This is a genomic window from Streptomyces sp. NPDC002499 (assembly GCF_053595415.1).
Genome location: NZ_JBSFXO010000013.1, coordinates 114114 through 129912 on the forward strand (window position 1 = coordinate 114114; position 15799 = coordinate 129912).

At 71.0% G+C, this 15799-nt stretch carries 13 protein-coding genes; 10 read left to right on the top strand and 3 right to left on the bottom strand.

Features of this window, described 5'->3' with window-relative positions; all coding sequences use genetic code 11:
• Positions 1–30 precede the first annotated feature (30 nt).
• Entirely contained in the window at positions 31–1020 is a 990-nt protein-coding gene (locus ACWD5F_RS33875) for an NADP-dependent oxidoreductase (RefSeq protein ID WP_451260194.1), read from the bottom strand.
• A 101-nt stretch (positions 1021–1121) separates the two neighbouring features.
• On the opposite strand from ACWD5F_RS33875, the gene ACWD5F_RS33880 reads away from it, so the two are divergent.
• Positions 1122–2033 carry a LysR family transcriptional regulator gene (locus ACWD5F_RS33880; RefSeq protein ID WP_451260195.1) on the top strand — a complete coding sequence of 304 codons (912 nt, stop codon included), beginning with the start codon at positions 1122–1124 and terminating at the stop codon, positions 2031–2033.
• Positions 2034–2278: 245 nt separating this feature from the next.
• Entirely contained in the window at positions 2279–2410 is a 132-nt protein-coding gene (locus tag ACWD5F_RS33885; RefSeq protein ID WP_123997543.1) for a hypothetical protein, read from the top strand.
• A gap of 79 nt (positions 2411–2489) precedes the next feature.
• On the opposite strand, the gene ACWD5F_RS33890 is transcribed toward ACWD5F_RS33885, so the two are convergent.
• Positions 2490–4076 (bottom strand): purple acid phosphatase family protein, encoded by a 1587-nt coding sequence (locus tag ACWD5F_RS33890; RefSeq protein ID WP_451260196.1) that lies wholly within the window; start codon positions 4074–4076, stop codon positions 2490–2492.
• A 164-nt stretch (positions 4077–4240) separates the two neighbouring features.
• Between ACWD5F_RS33890 and ACWD5F_RS33895 the strand changes: the two genes are divergently transcribed.
• Together ACWD5F_RS33895 and ACWD5F_RS33900 are read left to right on the top strand one after the other, a co-directional pair.
• A complete protein-coding gene (locus tag ACWD5F_RS33895; RefSeq protein ID WP_123997541.1) occupies positions 4241–5284 on the top strand; it encodes a 3-isopropylmalate dehydrogenase in 1044 nt (347 codons plus the stop codon).
• Positions 5285–5547: 263 nt separating this feature from the next.
• The gene (locus ACWD5F_RS33900; protein ID WP_401722620.1) at positions 5548–6636 is read left to right on the top strand and encodes a branched-chain amino acid aminotransferase; all 1089 of its coding nucleotides are present in this window, start codon (positions 5548–5550) and stop codon (positions 6634–6636) included.
• A gap of 6 nt (positions 6637–6642) precedes the next feature.
• Here the strand turns inward: ACWD5F_RS33900 and ACWD5F_RS33905 are convergent, their stop codons facing one another.
• Complete coding sequence (locus tag ACWD5F_RS33905) at positions 6643–8070, bottom strand: cytosine permease (protein WP_451260197.1); 1428 nt, start codon at positions 8068–8070, stop codon at positions 6643–6645.
• 138 nt (positions 8071–8208) lie between these two features.
• On the opposite strand from ACWD5F_RS33905, the gene ureA reads away from it, so the two are divergent.
• From ureA to ACWD5F_RS33935, 6 genes are all read left to right on the top strand, one after another.
• Entirely contained in the window at positions 8209–8889 is a 681-nt protein-coding gene (gene ureA / locus ACWD5F_RS33910; RefSeq protein ID WP_451260198.1) for an urease subunit gamma, read from the top strand.
• The gene (locus ACWD5F_RS33915; RefSeq protein ID WP_451260199.1) at positions 8886–10571 is read left to right on the top strand and encodes an urease subunit alpha; all 1686 of its coding nucleotides are present in this window, start codon (positions 8886–8888) and stop codon (positions 10569–10571) included. Before ureA ends, ACWD5F_RS33915 begins: the two co-directional genes overlap by 4 nt.
• A gap of 49 nt (positions 10572–10620) precedes the next feature.
• Positions 10621–11640 (top strand): agmatine deiminase family protein, encoded by a 1020-nt coding sequence (locus ACWD5F_RS33920; RefSeq protein ID WP_451260200.1) that lies wholly within the window; start codon positions 10621–10623, stop codon positions 11638–11640.
• A 25-nt stretch (positions 11641–11665) separates the two neighbouring features.
• The gene (locus ACWD5F_RS33925) at positions 11666–12265 is read left to right on the top strand and encodes a TetR/AcrR family transcriptional regulator (RefSeq protein ID WP_451260201.1); all 600 of its coding nucleotides are present in this window, start codon (positions 11666–11668) and stop codon (positions 12263–12265) included.
• Between the two features lie 123 nt (positions 12266–12388).
• On the top strand, positions 12389–14455 hold the full coding sequence (locus ACWD5F_RS33930; protein WP_451260202.1) for a TolB family protein: 2067 nt from the start codon (positions 12389–12391) through the stop codon (positions 14453–14455).
• 47 nt (positions 14456–14502) lie between these two features.
• Entirely contained in the window at positions 14503–15753 is a 1251-nt protein-coding gene (locus ACWD5F_RS33935) for a TolB family protein (RefSeq protein WP_451260203.1), read from the top strand.
• Positions 15754–15799: the final 46 nt, after the last annotated feature.

Genomic DNA, 15799 nt, shown 5'->3' on the forward strand with positions numbered 1-15799 from the left:
CCGCATCCCGCACGTGATCGGGCCGGGTCCTCAGGACCCGGTCCGCACCAATGTCTTGCCCGTGTTGCCGCCCCGCAGCATCAGCAGGAACGCCTCCACGATCCGCTCGAAGCCGTCGATCACCGTCTCGTCCAGGGCCAGTGCCCCGCTGCGCAGATGCGGTACGGCGAAGTCGTACAACTCCTGCTGTGCGTCCAGGTGGTCGCGCACCAGGAAGCCCTCGATCCGCAGGCTCTTCTCCACGACGTCGGCGTGGTTGAACAGCACGGGCGGTGCGTCCGGCGTGTTGTACTGGCCGACCGTGCCGATCCGCACCACCCGCCCTCGGTCGCGCAACGCGCCTATCGCCGCGCCCAGTTGGTCGCCGCCGACGTTGTCGACGAAGAGGTCGATGCCGTCCGGGGCCGCCTTGGTGAGGAGTTCGGCGACGGGGGCGGTGCGGTAGTCGAAGGCCGCGTCGTAACCCACCTGGTCCGTCAGGTGGTTCACCTTCTCCGTCGAGCCGGCGCTGCCGATCAGGCGGCCGGCGCCCAGCAGTCGTGCGAAGCGGCCTGTCGCCGTGCCGACTCCGCCCGCCGCCGCGGACACGAACACGTCGTCGCCCGCGCGGAGTCGCGCGATGCGGGTGAGGCCCACGTACGCCGTCAGGCCCGTGCCGCCGAGGACGCTCAAGTACGCGGAGAGGGGCACGCCTTCGTGCCGGGGGAGCCGTCTCACCTCGGCCGGGGAGACCACCGAGTGGGTCCGCCAGCCCTTGCGGTGGAAGACGATCTCGCCCTCGGGCAGGGACGGTTCGCGCGAGGCGGTGATCCGGCCCAGCGCGCGGCCCTCCAGCGGGGCGTTCAACTCGAAGTCCCCGTCCATCATTTCGCGGTGGTAGGGGTCCACCGACCAGTAGAGGTTCTCGACCACGGCCGTGCCGGGCGCGGGGGAGGGGACGGGCGACTCGGTGAAACGGAAGTGGTCGGGGGTCGGGAAGCCGGTGGGGCGGGCGATCTGGTGCACGGTGAGCGCGGTCATGAGGGCGACCGTAGGGAGGAATGGCCGGCGTGGGCAGGGGGTTGGGTTCATGGGACGGGCGGATCCATGAGCCGCTCGCATAGGGGCAGGTGGTGGCGTGGATGGAGGGCAGGGTCGGCACGGTCGATCTCGCGCCGCAGGAGCTGAGGACGCTGGTCGCCGTGGCCGACGAGGGCGGCTTCTCGGCCGGCGCGACACGGCTCGGGAGCACCCAGTCCGCCGTCTCGCACGCCGTGCGCGGCATCGAACGCAAGCTGGGGGTCGTGCTGTTCGAGCGCGGGCGCCACGGGGCCCGGCCCACGCCCGCCGGGGCCCGGGCCGTCGCGCACGCGCGGCGCGTCCTGCGGCTGCTGGAGGTGATGGTCGCCGAGACCAGGGGGCTCGGGGCAGGACCGGGTAGGGGTCTCGGGACGGGCGTCGTCGGCGGGCCCCTGCGCATCGCCGCCTTCCGGAGCGCGGCCCTGCATCTCCTGCCGCCTGTGCTGGAACGGCTCACCGCAGCGCACCCGGCGATCGAGCCGACCGTGCGCGTGGTCCGCGAGGTCGGCCCCGGCACCGCCGGTGAGGTGGCCCAGGGCCGCGCCGATCTCGGCATCGCGACCATCGGCACCGGCTCGCCGATCCCGCCGGAGCTGGTGGGTGACGTACTCCTGGAAGAGCCGTACGCGCTGGTGCACCCGGCCGGTCATCCGGCGCCGCGCTCGCTGCCGCTGGTCGACTGGGCCGAGAACTGCTCCTCCTACACGCGCGCGTGGTGGGCCGCGCAGGACTGGATCCCGGCGGCGAGCGTGCGCGCGGAGGACGACGGCGCGGTGCTGTCGATGGTGGGCAGCGGGTTCGGGATGGCCATCATGCCGAGGCTCTCGCTCACCGGAGCGCCGCCGTCGGTCGCGGTCACCGATCTCGGGGCGGAGCGGCCGACGCGGACCGTCGGCTATGTGACCACTCCCGAACTGGCGGCGACGGCCGCGGTCCGGGCCCTTGTGCGCGAACTGCGGGCGGGGAAGAAGTAGCAGGTCAGCGTGGTGCGACCCATTACGCCGTCTCAGATAGTAGGAAGTCCGACTAATTGTGGAGACAGACCGGCCCTCCTCACTTAACTTTGTAGGAGCCGAACGTCTCGCTCGATCAAGCGAATGGCGGTCGTGAGCCGGACACCGTGCAGGCAACCCCTGCGGTCCGTCGCTCCGCCGCCCCATCCGGCGTCTCGAATCCCCCCATTTCCGCACTCCGTTGATGTCGAAGGAGTCGATTTCCCATGGCCGAGACGACCGCACGCCGCCGAGTCCGTCACACGTCCCGCACGAGCGAGTCCGACCGCAAGAACGCCGCCGCCGCGCTCCAGCGCGCCCTCGATCGCCGGGACAACGGCGGCGAGACCGGCCACTGAGCCGACGCGATTTTCCGGGCGCCGCTCCTGAGCGCACGCCCGTAGGCCGGGAGCCGCCCGCAAGGGGTGCGGCGCGGGGTCAGCTCCCGCGCCGCACCTCGAAGTGATCGATGCGCTCGCCGCTCTGCGCGAGCGCCGACACCTTCAGGGCCGGCCTGCTGCCGCTCTCCGCCTCCACCGAGAGGAAGGAGAACCCGCGGTAGCGCACCCGCGACCACTCCACGGTCTCCTGGGCCGAGCCGTGCGACTTCGTCCACTGGAAGGTGCCGACCGAGTCGTGCCGCGTGACGTGCCCCTCGTAGCTCTCCTTCACGCCCGACGGGAAGCCGTACAGATCACGGCCGCCGCCGCCCGCGGTGACGTAGACGATCCCGTCCTTCGTCGGATCGGTCGACGCACCGATGGGCACCGCCCGGCCGACCTTGTCGCCCTTGACCGCGTCCGTGCGCTCGTAGACGTGGTTGTGGCCGTTGATCACCAGGTCCACCTCGTGCTTCTCGAACAGCGGCAGCCACTCCGTGCGCACCCCGCCGTCCGAGGCGTGGGCCGAGGTCGAGTAGGCGCAGTGGTGGAAGAAGACGACCACGAAGTCGACGCCCTTCGCCGCCCGCAGCTCACCCAGCTTCGTGTCCAGCCACTTGGTCTGCCTGCCCTGCGAGTAGCCGAAGTTGGCGGGGATCTCGTACGACACGTCGTTGGCGTCCAGCGCCACGAAGCCGACGTTGCCGTACGTGAACGCGTACACGCCCGGCGAGTTGCGCGGGTCGAAGCCGTTGTCCGGGAGGGACCAGCGGGCGAGCTGTCCGCCGTAGCCGTCCGGCGAGTACCAGGCCTCCATGTCGTGGTTGCCGGTCGTCACCATCCACGGCACCGTCCTCGCCACCGACTCGTTCTGCTTGAGGAACAGGTCCCAGTAGCCGGGGTCGTAGCCGTCGGCCTTCTCGCCGCGGCCGTTGGTGTCCGCGTAGCAGATGTCACCGGCGTGCAGATGGAAGGCGGGCTCGCGGCGCAGGATCGCGTGGTCGCCGGTGGCCGCGGCCTGGCTGACGCCCTGGTCGCCGAAGGCCGTGAACACGAACTTCTCCGGGCTCGCCGGCGCCGTGCGGAACTCGCCGATGGTCGAACGGTGTTGAGGCGCGGTCGGGTCGAAGCCCTCGTGGCCCACGGCGTAGTAGTACGTGGTGCCGGGGCGCAGGCCGTCCAGGGCCGCGTGCACGTAGTACTGCTCCAGGGCGGAGCGGACGCCGGTCAGGCCCGGGGTGTGCAGGTCGCGGATCTCGGCGGTGACTTTGCGGCCCAAGTCGTCCGGCCTGGTCCCGACGCGGACGTACGGCTTCTTGACCGCGAACGGCACCTGCCAGGAGACGCGCATCTGCGACTTGGGGTCGGCGCCGAAGGCGAGGTGGCGGCCGAAGGGGGTGACGACCGCGCCGGACATCTTCGAGGTGGCGGGGCTGCTCGCGGCGCCGGGGCTGCTGGTCCGTCCGCCGGTCGACCTGCCGTCGGATCCCGTGCCCGCGCACCCCGTCAGCAACCCGCCCGCCACCGCGCCCGCGGTCACCAGCGTGCGGCGCCGGGACAGCTTGGTGCGCAGGTACTCGTACTGCTCGGCCATGGTCATCCGGCGTGCGAGCTGCTCCGGTATGCCGACATCAGGTGTCTCCATGTCGATGAAGTTCCCAGTGAACCTCAACGAGGGCCATGCGTAAGGGTGAACGGAGGTCGAACGACTGACGCCCGCCCACTCCCCGGCGGCCCGAAGTCGTCCTGGGGCTGTCCGTATCGCGGACACCTCATGTCATCCCATGGGACGAGGAGTAGGGTGCCGACATGTCTCGCAGCATCAATCTCGCAGTGATCCCCGGGGACGGCATCGGCCAGGAAGTCGTGGCCGAGGGTCTGAAGGTCCTCTCCGCCGTCCTTCCGCAGGATGTGAAGCTGGAGACCCGGGAGTACGACTTCGGTGCCAAGCGCTACCGCGCCACCGGTGAGACCCTCACCGACGCCGACCTGGACTCCCTCAAGCAGCACGACGCGATCCTGCTCGGCGCCATCGGCGACCCGTCGGTCCCGTCCGGTGTCCTGGAGCGCGGCTTCCTGCTGAAGCTCCGGTTCGCCTTCGACCACCACGTCAACCTGCGGCCGAGCAAGCTGCTCCCGGGTGTGGCGACCCCCCTCGCCGGCCAGCCGGAGATCGACTTCGTGGTCGTCCGCGAGGGCACCGAGGGTCCGTACACGGGCAACGGCGGCACGATCCGCAAGGGCACCGAGCACGAGGTCGCCACCGAGGTCTCCGTGAACACGGCGTTCGGTGTCGAGCGGGTCGTCCGGGACGCGTTCGCCCGCGCCCAGGCCCGTCCGCGCAAGAAGCTCACGCTGGTCCACAAGAACAACGTGCTGACCTTCGCGGGTCACCTGTGGACGAACGTTTTCAACAAGGTGGCCGAGGAGTTCCCCGAAGTCACCACGGACTACATCCACGTCGACGCGGCGACGATCTACCTCGTCACCGACCCGGCCCGCTTCGACGTGATCGTCACCGACAACCTCTTCGGCGACATCATCACCGACCTCGCCGCGGCCGTCTCCGGCGGCATCGGCGTCGCCGCCAGCGGGAACATCAACCCGTCCGGCGAGTTCCCCTCGATGTTCGAGCCCGTGCACGGCTCGGCCCCGGACATCGCGGGCCAGGGCAAGGCCGACCCCAGCGCCACGGTCCTGTCCGTCGCCCTGCTCCTGCGTCACCTCGGCTACGAGGCCGAGGCCGCCCGCATCGACGAGGCGGTCGCCGCCGACCTCGCCGAGCGCACCGGCAAGCCCGCGCGCAGCACGTCCGAGATCGGCGACGCGCTGTCCGTACGAGTAGCCGGCTGACCCGCCGAGTCACTCGAAACTCTCGCAGTCTTCGAAGCCGCCGGGTCGCATATGCACCCGGCGGCTTTCGCTATGTCCCCGCCGGGTGCCACCATCATCCCCTGGGTCGCATTCACGCCGTTTTCTTCCACGGCAGCCCGCGCGCGATAATCGAACGCGGAGCCGCGGTATGAGGGAATGCTCGGACGTCCTAACACTGGCCATTGGCAGTAGCGGGCGTGAGCGCGGCCCGTCACTACACAACCGGTGAAGGACACCTACTCATGACGACGCCCACGATCGAGCTCAAGCCCTCGGCCTCGCCACTTTCCGCCGCCGAGCGGGACGCGATTCTGGCGAACCCCGGGTTCGGCCGCCACTTCACCGATCACATGGTGACGATCAAGTGGACCGAGGGCCGCGGCTGGCACGACGGCCAGCTGGTTCCGTACGGTCCGATCTCCATCGACCCCTCCACGCACGTCCTGCACTACGGCCAGGAGATCTTCGAGGGTCTCAAGGCCTACCGCCAGGCCGACGGCTCGGTCGCGGTCTTCCGCCCCGAGGCCAACGCCCGCCGCTTCCAGAACTCCGCCCGCCGGATGGCCATGGCGGAGCTGCCCGAGGAACTGTTCATCGAGGCCCTGGACGTGCTGCTCGGGCAGGACGCGGCCTGGGTCCCGCCGCACGGCGGCGAGGAGTCGCTGTACCTGCGCCCGTTCATGTTCGCCACGGAGGCCGCGCTCGGCGTCCACCCGGCTAACGAGTACCTGTTCATGCTGATCGCCTCCCCGTCCGGCGCGTACTTCGCCGGGGGCGTCAAGCCGGTCACCATCTGGGTCTCCGAGGACTACGTCCGTGCCGTCCCCGGCGGCACCGGCGACGCCAAGACGGGCGGCAACTACGCGGCCTCCCTGCTCCCGCAGGCCGAGGCCGCCCGCAACGGCTGCGACCAGGTCGTCTACCTCGACGCGGTGACCCGCACCAAGGTCGAGGAGTCCGGCAGCATGAACATCGCCTTCGTGTACGGCGACCGCATCGTCACCCCCGCGCTGACCGGCTCGATCCTGGAGGGCATCACCCGCGACTCCCTCCTCCAGGTCGCCCGCGACCTCGGCTACACCGCCGAGGAGGACGTGGTCACCCTCCAGCAGTGGCGCGAGGACGCGGCCTCCGGCGCCCTCACCGAGGTCTTCGCCTGCGGCACGGCCGCGGTCGTCACCCCCATCGGCCACGCCAAGACCAAGGACGCCGCCTGGACCCACGGCGACGGCACCCCGGGCCCGGTCACGGCCCGCCTGCGCGAGGCACTGCTGGGCATCCAGCGGGGCGTCAACGAGGACAAGCACGGCTGGATGCACAAGCTCGGCTAGACGCCGCTAGATCCGGCTGGTCACTTTGGGGGCCGTCGCGGACTCGGTGTCCGTGACGGCCCCCGTCGGCAACAGGAGGAAGGTCAGCCCGCCGACCGCCCCCGACAGCAGGAAACTGCAGTCGACCCCGCCCGTCAGCGACAGCAGCGGACCCTCGTACGACGGCAGTGACACGGCGAGCAGGCCGACGCCCGCGCCGACCGCCCAGGAGACCGTGGCCGGGATGTTCCAGCCCGCGCGGTACCAGTAGATCCCGCCCCGCGAGCGGCGGTTGAAGACCTGGAGGGCGTCCGCGTCGTACACGCCCCGGCAGCGGACGAAGCCGATCAGGGTGATCACCGCCCATGGCGTACCGATCGCCGTCAGCAGGAGGACGAAGGACGTCATCGCGGACTGGGCGTTCCAGGCGTAGTGGCCGACGAAGACGCACACCGTGGCGACGACGGCGACCGTGCAGGTGGCCCGCGCGCGGGAGGCGCGGGGCAGGATCGCGTCCAGGTCGAGGCCCATGGAGTAGAGCATCAGGCCCGCGTTGCCGACCGAGCCCGCGGAGGCGGCGAGCAGGAGCGGGACCAGGTACCAGGTGGGCGACGCCGACACCAGCGGGCCCGCGTAGTCGAGGGCCGCCCGCGCGCCGAACGCCGTGAACGTGCCGAAGAGCTGGGGCACCAGGAGGCCGGCGATCAGGCCGAGCCAGGTCGCGTGCAGGACCCGGCGTGAGGTGTGGCGGACCGGGGAGATGTAGCGCGTGTAGTCCCCGAGCAGGGTGATGAACGCGATCGGTCCGGACAGTCCCGCCGCCACCGTCGCCAGGCACCACGTCGGCCAGAACCCGCCCAGCAGATAGCCGCCCGCCTCCGGCAGCGCGCCGGTCGTGAAGTGCGGGGCGTACGCGAACACGCCCAGGACCAGCAGCGCCGTCATGCCGATGGACAGCACCCGGGACATGGCCAGCAGCACCCGGTACCCGTACACCGCGCCCGCCACCGTCGCCGCCGCGAGCAGCCCGTACACGACGGCGTACGAGCCACCGCCCGCCGGCAGCCCGAACAGCCGCCCCAGCACGCCCACCATCACATCGCCGCCGATCCACACGGTCAGCGCCGTGTAGCCGAGGGCGAGCAGCAGCCCGAACACCGAGCCGACCAGCCGGCCCCGCACCCCGAACTGGGCGCCGGACGACGTCGACAGGTTGGTCGCCGTGCGCAGCGAGACCAGCGCCAGCGGGGCCGTGAACAGCGTGCCGACCACCGTGCCCGCCACGATCGAGCTCACCGACGCCCACCAGCCGAGCCCGAAGGACGGCGGCAGCCAGCCGAAGATGATCACGCCGAGGCAGAGATTGGAGCCGAGCAGGATCGACACAAGGTCGCGTGGGCCGCTGGTGCGCTCCTCGTCGGGGATGGTGTCGACTCCGCGCTGTTCTATCGGCATGGTGGGTCTCCTTCGACGGCCGCCAAGTTTTTTAGAGCGGCGTTCAATGTGACCCGTGCCAAGCTTGTGCGTCAATCTTTCCGTTCCATGAATCTTCTGTTTAGAGTGTTGTTCTAAATGGCTAGGAGGTGCCGCCCCGTGAGACTGACTCCCACGGAACGTGACCGGCTGCTGCTGTTCTCGGCCGCCGAACTGGCCCGCGCCCGCAAGGCGCGCGGCCTCAGGCTCAACGTGCCGGAGGCCACCGCGCTCATCGCGGACACGGTGTGCGAGGCGGCCCGGGACGGGCGGCGGCTGGCCGAGGCCATCGAGCGCGCCCGGTCGGTCCTGGGGCCGGACGACGTCCTGCCGGGCGTCGCCGACATCGTCACCGAGGTGCATGTCGAGGCCGTCTTCGACGACGGTTCGCGGCTCGCGGTGGTCTCGGACCCGATCGGCGGGGGAGCGGCCGAGGACGCCCCGGGCGCCCTGCTCCCGGGGCCCGAGCACGCCGAGCCCGAGGTCGTCGCCCGGGTCACGGTCACCAACACCGCGACCGTGCCCGTCTCCGTCACCTCCCACTTCCACTTCTTCGAGGCCAACCCGCGCCTCGACTTCCCCCGCGCCGCCGCCTACGGCATGCGGCTCGCGGTACCGGCCGGATCGTCCGTCCGCTTCGGCCCCGGCGAGAGCATCGAGGTCGGCCTGCTGCCGATCGGCGGCGAGCGGATCGCGATCGGCTTCGCCGGGCTCGTCGACGGACCACTGGACGCGCCGGGCGCGAGGGAAGAGGCCCTGCGCCGGGCGATCGCCTGCGGCTACCTGGGAGTTGAGCAGTGAATCCGTACGAGTACGCCGCCACCCACGGCCCCCGCGCCGGCGACCGCGTCCGCCTCGGCGACTCGGGGCTGACCATCCGCGTCGAGTCCGACTCCCAGCGCTACGGCGACGAGTTCCTGGCCGGTTTCGGCAAGACCGCGCGCGACGGGCTGCACCTCAAGGCCGCCGCCGTGCGCGACACCTGCGATGTGGTCATCAGCAATGTCGTCGTGATCGACGCCGTGCAGGGCATCCGGAAAGTGTCCATCGGGATCCGCGAAGGGCGGATCTGTTCCATCGGGCGGGCCGGAAACCCCGACACCCTCGACGGGGTCGATGTCGTGGTCGGCACGGGTACCTCGATCGTGTCCGGCGAGGGGCTGATCGCCACCGCCGGCGCCGTCGACACCCACGTCCATCTGCTCTCGCCGCGCATCATGGAGGCCTCGCTGGCGTCCGGCGTGACGACGATCATCGGGCAGGAGTTCGGCCCGGTGTGGGGCGTCGGTGTCAACTCGCCGTGGGCGCTGCGGCACGCGTTCAACGCCTTCGACGCCTGGCCGGTCAACATCGGGTTCCTGGGCCGGGGTTCGTCGTCCTCGGACGCCCCGCTGATCGAGGCGCTGGCCGAGGGCGGGGCCAGCGGCTTCAAGGTGCACGAGGACATGGGCGCCCACACCCGCGCGCTGGACACCGCGTTGCGGGTCGCCGAGGAGCACGACGTCCAAGTCGCCCTGCACAGCGACGGGTTGAACGAGTGCCTGTCGGTCGAGGACACCCTGCGGGTGCTGGAGGGCCGGACGATCCACGCCTTCCACATCGAGGGCTGCGGCGGCGGACACGTGCCGAACGTGTTGAAGATGGCGGGCGTTCCGAACGTCATCGGCTCCTCCACCAACCCCACCCTGCCCTTCGGCCGGGACGCGGTCGCCGAGCACTACGGCATGATCGTCTCCGTCCACGACCTGAAGACCGACCTGCCCGGCGACGCCGCGATGGCCCGTGACCGCATCCGCGCCGGGACGATGGGCGCCGAGGACGTGCTGCACGACCTGGGCGCGATCGGCATCACCTCGTCGGACGCGCAGGGCATGGGACGGGCCGGCGAGACCGTCCGCCGTACCTTCGCGATGGCCGGGAAGATGAAGGCCGAGTTCGGCGCGCTCGGCGGTTTCCCGGAGGCGGACCACGACAACGACCGCGTCCTGCGCTACATCGCCAAGCTGACCATCAACCCCGCCATCGCGCACGGGCTTTCGCACGAGGTCGGCTCCATCGAGGTCGGCAAGCTCGCGGACATCGTGCTGTGGCGGCCCGAGTACTTCGGCGCGAAACCGCAGCTCGTCCTGAAGTCCGGGTTCCCGGCGTACGGCGTGGTCGGCGACCCCAACGCGGCCACCGACACCTGCGAACCCCTCGTCCTGGGCCCGCAGTTCGGCGCGCACGGCAGCACGCCCGCCGACATCTCCGTGGCCTTCGTCGCCCAGGCCGCCCTCGACCAGGGCAACGACTCGATGCCGACGAGGCGCCGCCGCGTGGCCGTTCGAGGCACGCGCGGCATCGGACCGGCCGACCTGCGCCTCAACTCCCGTACCGGAGCGGTCGACGTGGACCAGCGCACCGGTCTGGTCACCCTCGACGGCGAGCCGATCCGCTCCGAACCGGCCGAGTCCGTCTCCCTCAACCGCCTGTACTTCCTCTAGAACACACCGCTTTCTACTTCCTCCGGATCACTAGGACTTGGGACTTCTGATGAGCTTCCGTATGCCGCCCGAGTGGGCCCCGCACGAGCGCACCTGGATGGCCTGGCCCGGGCCCAACCCGACGTTCTCGAACGACGAGGAGCTGGCGGACGCCCGCGCCGCCTGGGCGTCCGTGGCCCGTGCCGTGCGCCGCTTCGAGCCGGTGACGATGGTGCACGGGCCGGGGCAGGGCGAGTCGGCGCGCGAGCTGCTCGGCCCGGACGTCGAGCTGGTCGAGCGCGAGCTGGACGACGCGTGGATGCGGGACATCGGCCCCACCTTCGTCACCGACGGATGTGAACTGGCCGCCGTGGACTGGACGTTCAACGGCTGGGGCGCCCAGGAGTGGGCCCGTTGGGAGCACGACGCGAAGATCGCCCGCCATGTCGCGGACCTGGCCGAGGCGCCGGCGCTGAGCAGCACCCTCGTCAACGAAGGTGGCGGGATCCACGTCGACGGCGAGGGGACGGTCCTGCTCACGGAGACGGTCCAGCTCGGCGCCGGCCGCAACCCCGGCTGGACGCGCGAGCAGGTCGAGGCGGAGATCCACGCGAAGCTCGGCACCACCAAGGCGATCTGGCTCCCGCGCGGCCTCACCGGCGACTATCCCCCGTACGGCTTCGGGACGCTCGGCCATGTCGACATCGTGGCCGCCTTCGCGCGCCCCGGTGTCGTGGTCGCGCACTCCCAGCCGGACCCGGCCCACCCCGACCACGAGGTGAGCAAGGAGATCATCGGCCTGCTGAACGCGCAGACCGACGCCCGCGGCCGGCCCTTGGAGGTCGTCGAGGTCCCCGCCCCCACCGTCCTGGAGGCCGACGGGCACTGGGCCGACTACTCGTACATCAACCACTACCTCTGCAACGACGGCGTGGTGCTGTGCGCCTTCGACGACCCGCGCGACGAGACTGCGGCCGGAATCTTCCGGCGGCTGTTCCCCGAGCGGACGGTGACCCTGGTCGACGCCCGTACGATCTTCTCGGGTGGGGGAGGCATCCACTGCATCACGCAACAGCAGCCGAGGGTCTGAGGACCCGGCGAGAGGGAGGCGGGCGATGGCCGGTGCGCGGAAGATCGCGCCGCCGCGCGAGGAGGTCCTCGCCGCAGCCATGGGCATGATCGCCGAAAGCGGTCTGGAGCAGCTCACCATGGCCGCGCTCGGCCGCGAGGTCGGCATGAGCAGCGGCCACCTCCTCTACTACTTCGGCTCCAAGGACGAACTCCTGCTGCGCACCCTGGAGTGGAGCGAGGGCCGCCTCGGCACCGAGCGCGGCCGGCTGCTGGTCGGCGCCGGCACGGTCCGCGAACGCCTCGACGCGTACGTCGACCTGTACGTCCCCGACGGCCACCGCGACCCGCACTGGACCCTGTGGCTGGAGGTCTGGAACCGCTCGCAGAACGCCGACGAGGCGGCCCGCGACCGGCAGGCCGCCATCGAGGGCGCCTGGCACCGCGACCTGGTGGCGCTGCTCGCCGAGGGCGTCTCGCGGGGCGAGTTCCGCCGCGTCGACCCCGACCGTTTCGCCGCCCGTCTGCGCGCCCTGCTCGACGGCTTCTCCATCCATGTGGCGATCGGACTGCGCGGCACGGACCGGGCGCAAGTTCTCGGCCATGTACGGGAGTTCCTCGACGAAGGCCTCCTCGCGGACGTCTGAGGTTGTGCCCTGGTTGTACGCAATACGACCGATTGACCCTGTAGCGGGCGGTGCGTTTGCCTCGAAGAGAGCCCTCGGCGCAGGGCCGGGGGAGAAGCGTCCACGGGGATCTCAGGGGGAACCATGTCCAGAGCCGCAGGGGTGTCCGGCGTCTGCTTGGGGGTGACGCTGCTGGTCGCACTCGTCTCGCCGACCGCAGCGACCGCCGCGCCGCGCGCGCCGCACCCGCCCAGCACGGAGAGAGCGAGCACGGGCGCCGACGGGAGCCAGGCCGACGGAGCCTCGAACGACCCCGCGATCAGTGCCGACGGCCGCCATGTCGCGTTCGTGTCCGAGGCGCCGAGCTTCGGCTGCGCGCGCTTCGCCGAGTGCCTGCTGGAGAAGGACCTGGACACCGGCGAGGTCACCAGGATCGACCTCGGCAGCGGCACCACGTACGGCTCGCCCATGCTGAGCGCCGACGGGAGCAGGGTCGCCTTCTCCGCGGGCACCCGGTTCCTGGCGCCCTACCTGTACGACCGCGCCACCGGCAGCACGGAGAAGCTGTGGCCCCAAGACCCGCCCGGCTCCAACGAGTTGGGCCACGTCGAGTCGATCAGCCCGGACGGCACGCATGTCGCGTACACCATCGGCAACCGCAACGGCTCGGAGAGCTCCCGGCTGTTGTACGTCCGAGACACCGCGACCGGCACGGACGAGCTGATCTCCCCCGCCGAGGAGGGCGGCAAGGGCGGGGCCTCGGTGAGCGGCGACGGCGAGCGGGTCGCGTACGGCGTCCGCGTCGACTCCGAGACGGACCCGAACGACGTGTTCGTCAAGGACCGGGCGACGGGCGAGCGGATCCAGGTCGACAAGAACCTCGGCACCGCCTTCCTGGTCCGCATCACCGCGGACGGCAACCGTGTCCTGCTCTACGCCGAGGGCGGTGTGTACGTCCACGATCTGCGCACCGGCAAGGACCGACGGGTGGCCGACGGGAATCCATGGTCGGCCACGGCGGACGGCCGCTACGCCGTCGTCGCGGGCGAGGACGGGATACGGGTGCGCGACCTGCGGACGGGGCTGCGCGGGGCCGCCCTCCCGAGGACCGCCGTCACGGCCGGCGACCTCGTGGCCGCCGAGGGGCGCGCGGTGGTGGCGTTCAGCTCGACCGCGTCCCACCTGGTGGCGGGCGACACCAACGACGAGTCGGACGTGTTCGTCTTCTCGGGCGAACTCGCGAGGAATCCGGCCCCGATGCCGTCCGTCACCGAACGGATCAGCACGACACGGGACGGACAGCAGCTCGCCGTCGCCTCCCACGACCCGGTGATGGCGGACGGCCGTGTCGCCTCCTTCACGTCGGGCGACGACGTGCTCGTCAACGCGCCGGGCGGGGTCTCCGGGGTCAACTCCAGTACGCAGAAGCCCTCGTCCGACGGCACGCCCTGCACCAGCGGGCGCATGGTGAGCTACCTGGCACCGCACGCGACCGACGGCGGCCCCGAGGTCTTCGTCCGCAACCGCTCGGTCGGCAAACTCACCGGCATCGCGACCCACGAGGGCGTCCGCTTCACCTGGATGGGACACCCCCAGGTCGACCCCACCTGCCAGTGGGTCACCTGGGCCGCCACGCTGCCCGCCACCGAGGCCGACCCGCACCCCCAACCCCGCGTCTACCGCTTCAAGTTCAACGGCGGTGACGTCGACGTCGTCAGCGCGCCCACGGGCGAGGCGGCGACCAATCCGTCCATCAGCTACGACGGCCGGTACATCGCCTTCGACCAGGGCGGTGCGATCTACGTTCGTGACCTGGACACCGGCGCCCTGGAGAAGGCCGGCTCCGGTGCGTCGGCGCCCTCGATCAGCGCGGACGGGCGCAAGGTCGCCTTCCAGCACGGCCGGGACATCCACGTCCGTGACCTCGACGCCGGGACCACGACCAAGGTCCGCGGCACGCAGCCCTCGCTCGCCGGGGACGGCACGCATCTCGCGTACGTCCGGGGCGGGGCCGTATATCTGCGCGAACTACCCACGGGCAAGGCTCAGTTGATCAGCGTGGACCGCTGGGGCGGCCGCAACGACCTCCCGGCCCGGCACCCGTCCGTCGACTACGACGGCACGGTCGTCGCGTTCGAGTCGGCGTCACCCGATCTGGTGGAGGGGGACACCAACGGGGTGTCGGACGTGTTCCTGAGGACAGTCCAGTAAGAAACGACCGACCTGCAATGAAATCGACCATTCACGGGGGAACACCAATGCACCGGACCAAGCGGCTCGCCGCACTCACCGCCATCGCCGTCACCGTCGCGGTGGCGGCGACCGGGACCACGGCGAGCGCCGCGCCCAGGGCCCCGCACACCGAGAAGGTGAGCGTGGCGCCCGACGGCACGGACGGCAACAGCGGCTCCGACCAGCCGAGTCTGAGCGCGGACGGCCGCTACGTGGCCTTCGTCTCCCGCGCCGACAACCTTGTCGCGGGCGACACCAACGGCACCGAGGACGCCTTCGTACGCGACCTCAGGACCGGCACCACCCGCCTGGCCAGCGTCACCGAGGACGGCGGCCCGTGGGGCGGCCATGTCCTGGACGTCAGTCTGAGCGCCAACGGCCGGTATCTGGCGTTCACTTCCAACGCGACCTACGACACGGACGACAACGAGACCTGGATCAAGGACCTGAAGACAGGCGCTCTGTCGCGGTTGGACGACGCCGTCGACGCGGGCTACAACGCCATCAGCGCGCCCGCGATCAGCGCCGACGGCCGCTACGTCGCCTTCATCGCCCTGCACACGAGCGACGAAGGGCCGCAGGGCGACCGATGGAGCCGGGTCTACCGCGTCGACCGCGCCACCGGTGAGCGGGTCCGCATCAGCCAGGTGCCGGGCGAGGGCGTTTGGAAGTCCGCCGCCACCCGACCGTCGATCAGCGCGGACGGCAGCCGGGTCGGCTACCAGTTCTTCGTCCCGTTTCCCACCAGCGGCGACTGGAGCGACGCCTACGTCCGGGACGTGCCGAGCGGGAAGCTGTTCCAGGCCGACAAGGCGCCGGACGGCAGGGTGTCCGACGCGCAGACCGAGTTCCCGCAGGTCAGTGCCGACGGGCGGTACATGGTGTTCAACTCGCTGGACTCGCAGCTCACGTCGGACGACACCAACCAGGGGCACAACGTCTTCGTCAGTGACCTGGAGACGGGCAAGCTGCGCCGCATCGACGGCGCCGGTCCGACCGACTCCACCGCCTATCCGCAGCTCAGCGCCGACAGCCGACACCTCGTGTACGTCTCGAGGAACCGGAGCACCCAGGACCAGGCGTACGTGCGCGACCTGCGCACCGGCCGCACGGTGCTCGCCAGCCCCAGGACCGGGGCCGGCCCGAGCGACGGGGGCACGGCCTTCCCCGTGATCGACCGGCACGGCCGCACGGTCGCCTTCAGCAGCTGGGCCACCGACCTGGTGCCCGGCGACACCTACGACACCACGCACGTCTACGTACGTCATCTGAAGTGACGGCCTGAAGTGATCGACCGCATCCTGAGACACCCATGAGCGGAGC

Bases quoted from the DNA above. Each gene is read 5' to 3' on its own strand.
- ACWD5F_RS33885 (WP_123997543.1), top strand. From the start codon at position 2,279: ATGGCCGAGACGACCGCACGCCGCCGAGTCCGTCACACGTCCCGCACG.
- ACWD5F_RS33875 (WP_451260194.1), bottom strand. From the start codon at position 1,020: ATGACCGCGCTCACCGTGCACCAGATCGCCCGCCCCACCGGCTTCCCG.
- ACWD5F_RS33935 (WP_451260203.1), top strand. From the start codon at position 14,503: ATGCACCGGACCAAGCGGCTCGCCGCACTCACCGCCATCGCCGTCACC.
- ACWD5F_RS33895 (WP_123997541.1), top strand. From the start codon at position 4,241: ATGTCTCGCAGCATCAATCTCGCAGTGATCCCCGGGGACGGCATCGGC.
- ACWD5F_RS33880 (WP_451260195.1), top strand. From the start codon at position 1,122: ATGGAGGGCAGGGTCGGCACGGTCGATCTCGCGCCGCAGGAGCTGAGG.
- ACWD5F_RS33930 (WP_451260202.1), top strand. From the start codon at position 12,389: ATGTCCAGAGCCGCAGGGGTGTCCGGCGTCTGCTTGGGGGTGACGCTG.
- ACWD5F_RS33905 (WP_451260197.1), bottom strand. From the start codon at position 8,070: ATGCCGATAGAACAGCGCGGAGTCGACACCATCCCCGACGAGGAGCGC.
- ACWD5F_RS33925 (WP_451260201.1), top strand. From the start codon at position 11,666: ATGGCCGGTGCGCGGAAGATCGCGCCGCCGCGCGAGGAGGTCCTCGCC.
- ACWD5F_RS33890 (WP_451260196.1), bottom strand. From the start codon at position 4,076: ATGGAGACACCTGATGTCGGCATACCGGAGCAGCTCGCACGCCGGATG.
- ACWD5F_RS33900 (WP_401722620.1), top strand. From the start codon at position 5,548: ATGACGACGCCCACGATCGAGCTCAAGCCCTCGGCCTCGCCACTTTCC.
- ACWD5F_RS33920 (WP_451260200.1), top strand. From the start codon at position 10,621: ATGAGCTTCCGTATGCCGCCCGAGTGGGCCCCGCACGAGCGCACCTGG.